At 74.5% G+C, this 11,281-nt stretch carries 9 protein-coding genes; 7 read left to right on the top strand and 2 right to left on the bottom strand.

The genetic code is table 11. From position 1 onward, the window contains the following. Positions 1-49 precede the first annotated feature (49 nt). A complete protein-coding gene (locus ACF1BN_RS01680; protein ID WP_392329578.1) occupies positions 50-1,093 on the bottom strand; it encodes an Rv2578c family radical SAM protein in 1,044 nt (347 codons plus the stop codon). A gap of 173 nt (positions 1,094-1,266) precedes the next feature. Here ACF1BN_RS01680 and ACF1BN_RS01675 point away from each other — a divergent pair, with 173 nt between their 5' ends. Both ACF1BN_RS01675 and ACF1BN_RS01670 read left to right on the top strand, forming a co-directional pair. After that, the gene (locus ACF1BN_RS01675) at positions 1,267-1,710 is read left to right on the top strand and encodes an SRPBCC family protein (protein WP_030756869.1); all 444 of its coding nucleotides are present in this window, start codon (positions 1,267-1,269) and stop codon (positions 1,708-1,710) included. A 261-nt stretch (positions 1,711-1,971) separates the two neighbouring features. Then, complete coding sequence (locus ACF1BN_RS01670) at positions 1,972-4,434, top strand: MFS transporter (protein WP_392329577.1); 2,463 nt, start codon at positions 1,972-1,974, stop codon at positions 4,432-4,434. A 12-nt stretch (positions 4,435-4,446) separates the two neighbouring features. On the opposite strand, the gene ACF1BN_RS01665 is transcribed toward ACF1BN_RS01670, so the two are convergent. After that, entirely contained in the window at positions 4,447-5,679 is a 1,233-nt protein-coding gene (locus ACF1BN_RS01665; RefSeq protein WP_392329576.1) for a hypothetical protein, read from the bottom strand. Positions 5,680-5,852: 173 nt separating this feature from the next. Between ACF1BN_RS01665 and ACF1BN_RS01660 the strand changes: the two genes are divergently transcribed. The 5 genes from ACF1BN_RS01660 to ACF1BN_RS01640 are packed head-to-tail and all read left to right on the top strand — an operon-like array spanning position 5,853 to position 11,166. After that, positions 5,853-6,686, top strand: coding sequence for a M55 family metallopeptidase (locus tag ACF1BN_RS01660; protein ID WP_392329575.1), 834 nt, complete (start codon positions 5,853-5,855; stop codon positions 6,684-6,686). Further along, positions 6,679-8,064 carry a M20/M25/M40 family metallo-hydrolase gene (locus ACF1BN_RS01655; RefSeq protein ID WP_392329574.1) on the top strand — a complete coding sequence of 462 codons (1,386 nt, stop codon included), beginning with the start codon at positions 6,679-6,681 and terminating at the stop codon, positions 8,062-8,064. The genes ACF1BN_RS01660 and ACF1BN_RS01655 overlap by 8 nt, the downstream gene beginning before the upstream one ends. Before the next feature lie 41 nt (positions 8,065-8,105). After that, on the top strand, positions 8,106-10,106 hold the full coding sequence (locus ACF1BN_RS01650; RefSeq protein ID WP_392329573.1) for a S9 family peptidase: 2,001 nt from the start codon (positions 8,106-8,108) through the stop codon (positions 10,104-10,106). Next, the gene (locus tag ACF1BN_RS01645; RefSeq protein ID WP_392329572.1) at positions 10,103-10,237 is read left to right on the top strand and encodes a hypothetical protein; all 135 of its coding nucleotides are present in this window, start codon (positions 10,103-10,105) and stop codon (positions 10,235-10,237) included. The genes ACF1BN_RS01650 and ACF1BN_RS01645 overlap by 4 nt, the downstream gene beginning before the upstream one ends. Beyond that, on the top strand, positions 10,234-11,166 hold the full coding sequence (locus tag ACF1BN_RS01640) for an LD-carboxypeptidase (RefSeq protein ID WP_392329571.1): 933 nt from the start codon (positions 10,234-10,236) through the stop codon (positions 11,164-11,166). Before ACF1BN_RS01645 ends, ACF1BN_RS01640 begins: the two co-directional genes overlap by 4 nt. Positions 11,167-11,281: the final 115 nt, after the last annotated feature.

Below are 11,281 nucleotides of genomic sequence, written 5' to 3'. Positions count from 1 at the left end.
GCGGGGGCGATGACGGCGTGTCAGGTGACCTCTCGGCGTGTCGCCGGGGTCAGAGCAGCGTGAGCTGTTCCGGGTCGCCGGCCGCCGGTGCGGCGGCCGGGGAGAGCGCGGGGCGCGGGGCGCGCTGGGGGGAGGGCCGGTGGGCCGGGCCGATGCCGAACTCGGCGGCCAGTTCGTGGACCTGGCGGGTGATCCGGCGCTGGTACCAGGTCGGCGCGTAGGCCCCGGTCCCGTACATCCGCTCGTACCGTCCGACGAGCCGCGGGTGGTGGCGGGCCAGCCAGCTCATGAACCACTCGCGGGCGCCGGGCCTCAGGTGGAGGACGAGCGGGGTGACGGAGACGGCGCCGGACTCGGCGATGGCGCGGACGGTGGCGCGCAGCTGCTCGGGGGAGTCGCCGAGGAAGGGCACGACGGGGGCCATGAGGACCCCGCAGCCGATGCCGTGGTCGCCGAGCGCGCGGACCACGTCGAGGCGGCGGTGCGGGGCGGGGGTGCCGGGCTCGACGGTGCGCCACAGCTCCTCGTCGGTGAAGCCGACCGAGACGGAGACGCCGACCTCGGTGACCTCCGCCGCCTGGGTCAGCAGCTCCAGATCGCGCAGGATCAGGGTGCCCTTGGTGAGGATCGAGAAGGGGTTGGCGAGGTCGCGGAGCGCGGTGAGGATGCCGGGCATGAGCCGGTACCTGCCCTCGGCCCGCTGGTAGCAGTCGACGTTGGTGCCCATCGCGATGTGGGCGCCCTGCCAGCGGCGGGAGGCGAGCTGCCGGGTCAGGAGCTCGGCGGCGTTGACCTTGACCACGATCTGGGAGTCGAAGCCGAGGCCGGTGTCGAGGTCCAGATAGCTGTGGGTCTTGCGGGCGAAGCAGTAGACACAGGCGTGACTGCAGCCTCGATAGGGGTTCACGGTCCACTCGAAGGGCATCCGGGAGGCGCCCGGGACCCGGTTGAGGATGGTGCGGGCCCGGACCTCGTGGAAGGTGATGCCGCGGAACTCGGGTGTGTCGAAGGTCCGGGTGGTGACGGCGTCCGCGCCGAACAGGGCGGCGTCGGCGGGCGCGGACGGGGTCTCGCCCAGATGGTCCCAGCGCATGGACGCCTCCTCGATCGACTTCGCTCGTACGTTCGATTGCTCTCGCAAGGCCAGAATAGAACATCTGTTCTCTTGATCGTCGCAACCCGGATTTCGCGCCCCGGGGGCCACGTGGTTCGCTTGGCCCGCAGCCCCGAAACATCCCCGAAGAAATACGAGCTGGAGGAAATGCGATGGCGCAGGTCGAGGCCACGACGGAACGGATCATCGCGGCGGACGCGGAGACCGTGTTCGACACGCTGGCCGACTACAGCGGCGCGCGCGCGAAGCTGCTGCCCGAGCACTTCAGTGAGTACGAGGTGCGCGAGGGCGGCGACGGCGAGGGCACCCTCGTGCACTGGAAGCTCCAGGCCACCAGCAAGCGCGTCCGCGACTGCCTGCTCGAGGTCACCGAGCCCACCGACGGGCAGCTCGTCGAGAAGGACCGCAACTCCTCCATGGTCACCACCTGGACCGTGACCCCGGCCGGCGAGGGCAGGTCCCGCGCCGTCGTCACCAGCGTCTGGAACGGCGCCGGCGGCATCGGCGGCTTCTTCGAGCGGACCTTCGCCCCCAAGGGCCTCGCCCGGATCTACGACGCCGTGCTCGCCAACCTGGCGGCCGAGACCGAGAAGTAACGCCCGGGGCGTTCACCGCTTCGAGTGGATTCCCCGCAGCCCCCGTACCGGCGCCCGATCCGCCGAGGGGGCGCGGGGAGTTCCGCAAACGCGCTGATGGGCGCCGCAAGTGCCCCGGCGCGCCACCGGGTTCACCTCCCCGTCCGGCCACCCTCCGTCCGTACCGCCCGACTTGCTCCCGCTTCGCGCCCGATGCGAAGAATGGCCCGGCGCCGAGGCCGGCAGCGAGCCGGGGCGAAGCCGTGACGAGGGGAGCCGTACGTGGGTGCGATCGCGCTGGTGAAGGACTCCGGGGGAGCCGCGGCGCCCCCCGGGGACGGACCGCCCGCGGCGACCCCGCCGCAGCCCCCGGCCGAGACCCCGCTCGACCCCCGCCGCGTCCGGCTCGTCTTCCTCGGTCTGATGCTCGCGCTGCTCCTCGCCGCGCTGGAGCAGATGATCGTCGCCACCGCCCTGCCGAAGATCGTCGGCGAACTCCAGGGCCTGGACCGGATGTCCTGGGCGATCACCGCCTACCTGCTGACCGCCACCATCGGCCTGCCCGTCTACGGCAAACTCGGCGACCTCCTCGGCCGCAAGAGCGTCTTCCTCTTCGCCATCGTCGTCTTCGTCATCGGCTCCGGACTCGCCGGCTGGTCCCGCAGCATGGACGAGCTCATCGCCTTCCGCGCCCTCCAGGGCGTCGGCGCCGGCGGCCTCATGATCGGCGTCCAGGCGATCATCGCCGACATCGTCCCGGCCCGCGAACGCGGCCGCTACATGGGCCTCATCGGCGCCGCCTTCGGCCTCGCCTCCGTCGCGGGACCCCTCCTCGGCGGCTTCTTCACCGACCACGTCTCCTGGCGCTGGTGCTTCTACTTCAACGTGCCCTTCGGGCTCGTCACCCTCGCCGTCGTCGCCACCGTCCTCAAGCTGCCCAAGCCGAAGACCCGCGCCCGCTTCGACGTCCTCGGCACCCTGCTCCTCGCCGCCGCCTCCACCTGCCTGGTGCTGCTCACCAGCTGGGGCGGGACGGAGTGCGACTGGGACGACCGGGTCATCATCGCCCTCGGCTGCGGCGCCGCCGGAACCGTCCTGCTCTTCCTGGTCGTCGAGCACTTCGCGCCCGAACCCCTCATCCCGCTCCGCCTGTTCCGGGACTCCGTCTTCAACGTCACCGCCCTCGTCGGCGCCGTCGTCGGCGTCGCCCTCTTCGGCGCCGCCGGCTACCTCCCGAGCTTCCTCCAGATGGTCGAGGGCGCCACCGCCACCGAGTCCGGGCTCCTGATGCTCCCGCTCATGGGCGGCATCGTCGTCGCCTCGGTCGTCTCGGGACAGCTCATCAGCCGCACCGGCCGCTACAAGGCGTACCCGGTGATCGGCGCGGCCCTCGCCGTCCTCGGCATGGGCCTGCTCTCCCGCATGGACATCGGCACGCCCCGCCTCACCCACAGCCTCTGGCAGGCCGTCCTCGGCACCGGCATCGGCCTGATCATGCCGGTGCTCATCCTCGCCGTGCAGAACTCCGCCCGCCCCGCCGACCTCGGCACCGCCACCAGCGCCCACAACTACTTCCGCCAGATCGGCGGCAGCGTCGGCGCCGCCGTCTTCGGCACCGTCTTCGCCGCCCGCCTCGACGACGCCCTCGCCGACCGGCTCCCCGCGGTCCAGAACGCCGGAGCCCAGGGAGCGGCCCTCCCGCCAGCCGAGTCGATCACCCCGCAGACGGTGCACGCCCTGCCGCCCGCCCTGCGCGACCTCTACATCCAGGCGTACGCGGACGCCATGCCGCGCATCTTCCTCTACCTCGTGCCGGTCCTCGTGCTCGGCCTCGTCCTCGCCTTCTTCCTCAAGGAGCAACCGCTGGTGTCCCACCACACCCCCGCCCCCGAGGCCACCGACATCCCCTACGACCAGGCCGCCGCCCCCCAGGCCGTGCCGCACGCCCGCCACGCCGCCCCGGCCGCCGTCACGGCCGTCCACCACAGCGGCCTGCCGGTCTGCGGGACCGTCCAGCACCACGACGGCAGCCGCGTCCCGCGCGCCGCGCTCACCCTCATCGACGTCGGCGGACGCCAGATCGGCAGAGGAGCGAGCGGCGAGGACGGCCGGTACGCGCTCAGCGTGCCCGGCAGCGGCTCGTACGTGCTCATCGCCGCCGCCGGCGGGCACCAGCCGCAGGCCGTCTCCGTCACCGTCGGCGACCGGCCGGTCGAGCTCGACGTCGTCCTCGGCGGCGCGGGCCGCCTCGCGGGCAGCGTCCTCACCGCCGACGGCACCCCCGTCCGCGACGCCGCCGTCACCCTCACCGACGTGCGCGGCGAGGTCGTCGCCTCCACCCGCAGCGGACGCGAGGGCGGGTACGTGATCACCGAACTGGTCGCGGGCGAGTACACGCTCGCCGCCAGCGCCCCCGCCTTCCGGCCCGCCGCCGTCCCGGTCAGCGTCCAGTCCTCCCGCGAGACCCGCCAGGACATCGAGCTGGCGGGCGGCGCCGTCCTGCGCGGCACGGTCCGGGCCGGCGGCGGCAGGCCCGTCGAGGACGCCCGGGTCACCCTGCTCGACGCGGCGGGGAACGTCGTCGACACCCTCACCACCGGCCCCGACGGCACCTTCCGCTTCGTCGACCTGTCCTCCGGCGAGTACACGGTCATCGCCGCCGGGTACCCGCCCGTCGCCACCGTCCTCCAGGTGGCCGGCGGCGGCCGCACCGAGCGCGACCTCCAGCTCGGCCACCAGGACTGACCCGGCCGAACCTCAGGAGGTGGTCGGCGCGGCCCTGCGCAGGGCGGTGATGCAGCTGCCGATCGCCTCCTGGAGGGCTTCGAGGCGCTGGAGCATGTCCTCCTCGTAGATCTCCTCCTCCATCACCTCGTCCAGGGTCAGCTCCTCGAAGACCTTCGTGGCCTTCTGGAGCGAGCTGTAGAAGCGGGTCCTGCGCTCCTGGACCCGCAGCGCCGGGTCCTCCTCGACGGCCTTGGCGACGAGCCCCTTCACCGACTCGTACGCCTCGCCGGCCCACTCGCCGGCCTCCTCCGAGTCGTCCAGCTCGTCGATCAGCGAAAGGTGCCGCTCGGCCTCCGCCCGCACCTCGGCCGGCGCGTCCACGGTCTGCCCGGCGGGCGTCCTGATCTGCCCGTTCTCGACGATCTGGCGGACGTAGCCGATCCGGTCGGCCACCTTCGCCTCGCTCGCCACCGCCTTCTTCAGGTCGTCGGTGCGGGCGATGGCCCGCGCCAGCTCCGTCTGGAGCGCCGGGTCCTCCTTCATCCGGTCGAGCAGCGCCCCGCGCGCCGCCTCGGCCGTCCCCGGGTCGGCGAGGATCGCGGCCCGCAGCGCCGTCGGGTTCTCCGCGACCTCCAGCGCCTTCGTCGGCCGGATGCCCTCCGCCTCGGCCGCCGCGCTGATCGCCTGGCCGCGCACGGAGGAGGCGCTGCTGCGGGAGGCGTAGTACGAGAGCCAGACGTCCGCGTCCGGCAGTTCGATGTCGGCGCCCGGCTCCAGGACCTCGAACTGCGGCACCAGACCGTCGTCGGCCGCCATGTCCCACGCCTTGTAGTAGCGCATCACCCGCTCCGGCGAGCACCCCGCGAGCGCGGCGAACGCCCGCGCCGACACCTTCCGCGCCGCCGTCCCCTCGGCAGGCTGCCCGCCGGGCCGGACGCTGCGCGCCACCTTCAGCGCGAAGGTCCAGCCCCCGGTCCGGGCGTAGACCCCGAAGTCCTCGGCGTCCCGGACGACGACGGGGTCGTGGTCGGCGGGGTCGACGGCCACCTCCTCCACGTCTTCGGGAGCACCGGCAGCGGGCTCACCGTCCTCGGGCCCACCTGTCTCCTCGTGGGCGGCGGCATCGGGCTCGCCTGCCTCCTCGTGGGCGGCGGCATCGGATGCGCCGGTCTCCTCCGGGGCGGCCTCGGGGACCCAGAAGCCCTCCTCCGGCGAGGAGGAGGGGGCGGGGGTGGTGTCGGACGGATCGAGGGCGATGGTCACCGAGAACACTCCGGATCGGTCGGGCGGGACAACTGCGGCCGACAGCCTATACGTACCTCTTGGCGATGTTTGGTCCGTTTCGGACAGTGGCCGGAATGATGCCACCGGTCCACACCGGCGGCAGTTGTCCACAGGGGTGGTACGCCTGCCGGGCGGCGCGTACGGTGCCAGACATGAAGATCCTCATCAGCGCCGACATGGAGGGCGCCACCGGCGTCACCTGGCCCGCCGACGTGCTCCCGGGCACGCCTCAGTGGGAGCGCTGCCGCCCGATGTTCACCTCGGACGTGAACGCGGCGGCGCTCGGCTTCCTCGACGGCGGCGCCGACGAGGTGCTGGTGAACGAGGCGCACTGGACCATGCGGAACCTGCTCCTGGAGCGACTGGACGACCGCGTCCAGATGCTCACCGGCCGCCACAAGGCCCTCTCCATGGTCGAGGGCGTCCAGCACGGCGACGTCGACGGGATCGCCTTCGTCGGGTACCACACCGGCGCCGGCGCCGAGGGCGTCCTCGCCCACACCTACCTCGCCAACTCGATCACCGGCGTCTGGCTGAACGGCCTCCGGGCGAGCGAGGGCGTGCTCAACGCCCATGTGGTCGCCGAGTACGGCGTCCCCGTCGTCCTCGTCACCGGCGACGACCTCACCTGCGAGGACGCCCTCGGGTACGCGCCCGAGGCGCTCAAGGTCGCCGTCAAGGACCACGTCTCGCGGTACGCGGCCGTGTGCCGGACACCCGCCCGCACCGCCGCCGACATCCGGGCCGCCGCCCGCGAGGCCGCCGCCCTGGCCGTCCGCCACGACCCGGTCCACGCCGGGCCGCACGACGTCGAGGTCGAGTTCGACGCCGAGCACCTGGGCGCCGCCGCCACGGTGGTTCCCGGCGTGGCGCGGAGCGGCGAGCGGCGCGTCGCGTACACCAGCGCGACGATGTACGAGGCGATCCGCACGTTCAAGGCGGTGACGACGATCGTCTCGGCCGCCGTGGAGGAGCAGTATGGCTAGCAGCACGTCCCCCCGGAGCACGTCCCGCGCGTCCGCCGGAAGCGCGTCCCCCGAGGGCCCCGCCCCGGACGCGCAGGCGTTCGACGAGGTCGTCGCCTTCACCTCCGACCTCATCCGCGTCGACACCACCAACCGCGGCGGCGGCGACTGCCGCGAGCGCCCCGCCGCCGAGTACGTCGCCGAGCGGCTCGCCGGCGCCGGTCTCGAACCGGCCCTCCTGGAGCGCACCCCCGGCCGTACCAACGTGGTCGCCCGCATCCCCGGCACCGACCCCACCGCCCCGGCGCTCCTCGTCCACGGCCACCTCGACGTCGTCCCCGCCGACCCGGCCGAGTGGACCGTCCACCCCTTCTCCGGCGAGGTCCGCGACGGCGTCGTCTGGGGCCGCGGCGCCGTCGACATGAAGAACATGGACGCGATGGTCCTCGCCGTCGTCCGCTCCTGGGCCCGCCAGGGCGTCCGGCCCCGCCGCGACATCGTCCTCGCCTACACCGCCGACGAGGAGGACAGCGCCGTCGACGGCTCCGGCTTCCTCGCCGACCGGCACGCCGCCCTCTTCGAGGGGTGCACCGAGGGCATCAGCGAGTCCGGCGCCTTCAGCTTCCACGCCCACCCGGGCATGACGCTCTACCCGATCGGCGCGGGGGAGCGCGGCACCGCCTGGCTCAGGCTCACCGCCCGCGGCCGGGCCGGCCACGGCTCCAAGGTCAACGACGCCAACGCGGTCACCCGCCTCGCCGCCGCCGTCGCCCGCGTCGGCGCGCACAGCTGGCCCGTCCGGCTCACCGCGACCGTCCGCGCCGCCCTCACCGAACTGGCCGCGCTGCACGGCATCGAGATCGACGCGGACGACCCCGACCTGGACGTGCCCCTCCTCCTCGACAAGCTCGGACCGGCCGCCGCCCTGGTCGAGGCCACCGTCCGCAACAGCGCCAACCCGACGATGCTCCAGGCGGGATACAAGTGCAACGTCATCCCCGGTGAGGCCGTCGGCTTCGTCGACGGGCGGATGCTGCCCGGCACCGAGGAGGAGTTCGCCGCCACCATGGACCGGCTCACCGGCCCGGACGTGGAGTGGGAGTTCCACCACCGCGAGGTGCCGCTCGAAGCCCCCGTCGACTCCCCGACCTTCGCCAAACTGCGGGCCGCCGTCGAGCGCTTCGACCCGGGCGGACACACCCTGCCCTTCACCATGTCCGGCGGCACCGACGCCAAGCAGTTCTCCCGGCTCGGCATCACCGGCTACGGCTTCTCGCCGCTCCGGCTGCCCCCGGGCCTGGACTACGGGGCGCTCTTCCACGGCGTGGACGAGCGCGTCCCGGTCGACGCCCTGCACTTCGGCGTACGGGTGCTCGACCACTACCTGAAGACCGCGTGACCGCACGGACGGACCCGACCCGGACCCTGGGGGGAACGAGGATGCAGAACACGGCCGCCTACGGCAGCTGGCCGTCACCCGTCGGAGCCGCGCTCGCGGCGGCCCACGACGGCCGACCCGAGCACCTGGGCACCGTCGGCGACGAGGTGTGGTGGTCCGCGCCCCGCCCCACCGAGGGGGGCCGCCGCACCCTGGTACGACGGCGCGCCGACGGCACCGAGGCGGCCCTCCTCCCGCCGCCCTGGAACGTACGGAGCCGGGTCATCGAGTACGGCGGCCGCCCCTGGGCCGCCGTCGAACGGCCCGGCACCGGCCCCCTGCTGGTCTTCTGCCACTTCCCCGACCAGCGGCTCTACGTCCACGAGCCCGACGCGGGCCCCGGCGCCGCACCCCGCCCACTCACCCCCGTCTCCGCGACCGGAGGCGGACTGCGCTGGGCCGACCCCGTCCTCCTGCCCGACCGGGGCGAGGTCTGGTGCGTCCTGGAGGAGTTCACCGGACCCGCGCCCACCGACGTCCGCCGGGTCCTCGCCGCCGTCCCCCTCGACGGCTCGGCCGCCGACGACCGCGCCGCCATGCGCGAACTCTCCGACGGACGCCACCGGTTCGTCACCGGACCCCGGATCTCCCCCGACGGGCGGCACGCCGTCTGGCTCGGCTGGGACCACCCCCGGATGCCCTGGGACGGCACCGACGCCGTCCTCGCCGAAATCACCGCCGACGGCACCCTGGCGAACGCCAGGACCGTCGCCGGCGGCCCGGAGGAGTCCGTGCCGCAGGCCGACTGGGACGCCGCCGGCCGGCTCCTGCTCGCGAGCGACCGCACCGGCTGGTGGAACCTCTACCGCGCCGAGGTCGCCGCCGACGGCGCCGTGGGACCGCTCCAGGCGCTCTGCGCCCGCGAGGAGGAGTTCGCCGGACCCCTCTGGAGGACCGGCACGGTCTGGTTCCAGGCCCTGGAGACCGGCCCGATCGCCGTCCTCCACGGGCGCGGCGACGCGGTCCTCGGCATACTCGACCCCGACACCGGCACCCTCGCCGACGCCCCGGGCCCCTGGACCGCCTGGAGCTCCACCCTCGCCGTCCACGGCACCCGCGTCCTCGGCGTCGCCGCGGGCCCCGACCGCTTCCCCGAGGTCGTCGAACTCGACACCCGCACCGGCCGGACCCGGGTCGTCGGCTCCCCGCACACCGACCCCGTCGACCCCGCCCACTACCCCCTGCCCGTCGCCCGCACCTTCACCGGACCCGACGGCCACGACATCCACGCCCACGTGTACCCGCCCCGCAACCCCGGCTCCACCGGGCCCGCGGGCGAGCTCCCGCCCTACGTGATCCGCGCCCACGGCGGCCCCACCGGCCACTCCGCCCTCGTCCTCGACCTGGAGACCGCCTACTTCACCTCCCGGGGCATCGGCGTCGCCGACGTGAACTACGGCGGCTCCACCGGACACGGCCGCGCCTACCGCGAGCGGCTGCGCGGCCGGTGGGGCGTCGTCGACGTCGAGGACTGCGCCGCCGTCGCCCGCGCCCTCGCCGCCGAGGGCGCCGCCGACCCCGCGCGCCTCGCGATCCGCGGCGGCAGCGCGGGCGGCTGGACCAGCGCCTGCTCCCTCGCCCGCACCGACGTCTACGCCTGCGGCACGATCATCTACCCCGTCCTCGACCTCATGGGCTGGGCCACCGACGAGACCCACGACTTCGAGTCCCGCTACCTCGACGGCCTCGTCGGCCCGCTCGACGAGGTCCCCGAGCGGTACGAGGAGCGGTCGCCGCTCACCCACGTCGACCGGATCACCGCCCCCTTCCTGCTCCTCCAGGGACTCGACGACGTCATCTGCCCGCCGGCCCAGGCCGAGCGCTTCCTCGCCCGCGCCGCCGGCAGCGGCGTCCCGCACGCCTACCTCGCCTTCCCCGGCGAAGGCCACGGCTTCCGGCACGCCGAGACCATGACCCGCGCCCTGGAAGCCGAACTCGCCCTCTACGCCCGGGTCTTCGGCTTCGACCGGACCGACGTCCCGGAGCTGGAGCTGCGCACGTGACCGCCCCCGTGCCCGAGCTCGGCTTCAACCGGACCGGCCTCCCGGAGCCGGGGCTGCGCAACGTGACCGCCCCCGTGCCCGAGCTCGGCTTCGACCGGACCGGCCTCCCGGAGCCGGAGCCGCGCACGTGACCGCCCCCGTGCCGGAGCTCGTCCGCCCCCGCAGGCTGCGGCCCGGCGACCGGATCGCCGTGGTCGCCCCCTGCGGTCCCGTGCCCGAGGACCGGCTCCTGCCCGGCCTCGACCTGCTGCGCGAGCTCGCTCTCGAACCGGTCGTCGCCCCGCACGTCCTCGACGCCCACCCCGTCCTCGGGCACCTCGCGGGCGCCGACCGCGAGCGGGCCCGCGACCTCACGGAGGCGTACACCGACCCCTCGGTCGCCGCCGTCGTCTGCGCGCGCGGCGGCTACGGCGCCCAGCGCATGGTGGATCTGGTGGACTGGGCGGCGATCCGCGCGGCCGGCCCCAAGCCGTTCATCGGCTACAGCGACGTCACCGCTTTGCACGAGGCCTTCGCCCGCCGCACCGGCTTCGCCACCCTGCACGGCCCGATGCCCGCGACCGCCGCCTTCCTCACCGAGCCGCGCACCCGGGAGTCGCTGCGGGCCACGCTCTTCGCGCCCGAGACGGTACGGACCCCGGCGACGGGACGGACCCTCGTCCCCGGCCGCGCCGCCGGCGTCACCCTCGGCGGCTGCGTCAGCCTCCTCGCCGCCGACCTCGGCACCCCGCACGCACGGCCCTCGGCCCGTGGCGGGCTGCTGCTCCTGGAGGACGTGGGGGAGGAGCCGTACCGCCTCGACCGGATCCTCACCCAACTGCTGCGCTCCGGCTGGTTCGACGGCGTCGCCGGGATCGCCCTCGGCTCCTGGGAGGAGTGCGGCCCGTACGAGGAGGTCCGGGCGCTGCTCGCCGACCGGCTCGGCGGACTGGGCGTGCCGGTCGTGGAGCGGATGGGCTTCGGTCACGACCCCGCCGCGCCGACGGTGCCGCTCGGCGTGCCGGGCGTGCTCGACGCCGACGCCGGCACCCTCACCCTCGACGTGCCGGGCCTGGTGTAGCCCCCGCGACGGCCGCCGCCCCGGCCCAGGCCCAGTCGTCGCGGGCCGCCCGGCCTGAGCCGTCGCGGGCCGCCCGGCCTCAGCCGCCTAGCGCCGCGCCCCGGCCGCCGCCCCG

Source organism: Streptomyces sp. NPDC014861, assembly GCF_043081625.1.
In the GTDB taxonomy this organism is placed as follows: Bacteria; Actinomycetota; Actinomycetes; order Streptomycetales; family Streptomycetaceae; genus Streptomyces.
Note: the sequence above shows the minus strand (reverse complement) of the source record. Positions and strands in the feature narration are given on the sequence as shown.

Bases quoted from the DNA above. Each gene is read 5' to 3' on its own strand.
- ACF1BN_RS01650 (WP_392329573.1), top strand. From the start codon at position 8,106: ATGCAGAACACGGCCGCCTACGGCAGCTGGCCGTCACCCGTCGGAGCC.
- ACF1BN_RS01655 (WP_392329574.1), top strand. From the start codon at position 6,679: ATGGCTAGCAGCACGTCCCCCCGGAGCACGTCCCGCGCGTCCGCCGGA.
- ACF1BN_RS01675 (WP_030756869.1), top strand. From the start codon at position 1,267: ATGGCGCAGGTCGAGGCCACGACGGAACGGATCATCGCGGCGGACGCG.
- ACF1BN_RS01680 (WP_392329578.1), bottom strand. From the start codon at position 1,093: ATGCGCTGGGACCATCTGGGCGAGACCCCGTCCGCGCCCGCCGACGCC.
- ACF1BN_RS01660 (WP_392329575.1), top strand. From the start codon at position 5,853: ATGAAGATCCTCATCAGCGCCGACATGGAGGGCGCCACCGGCGTCACC.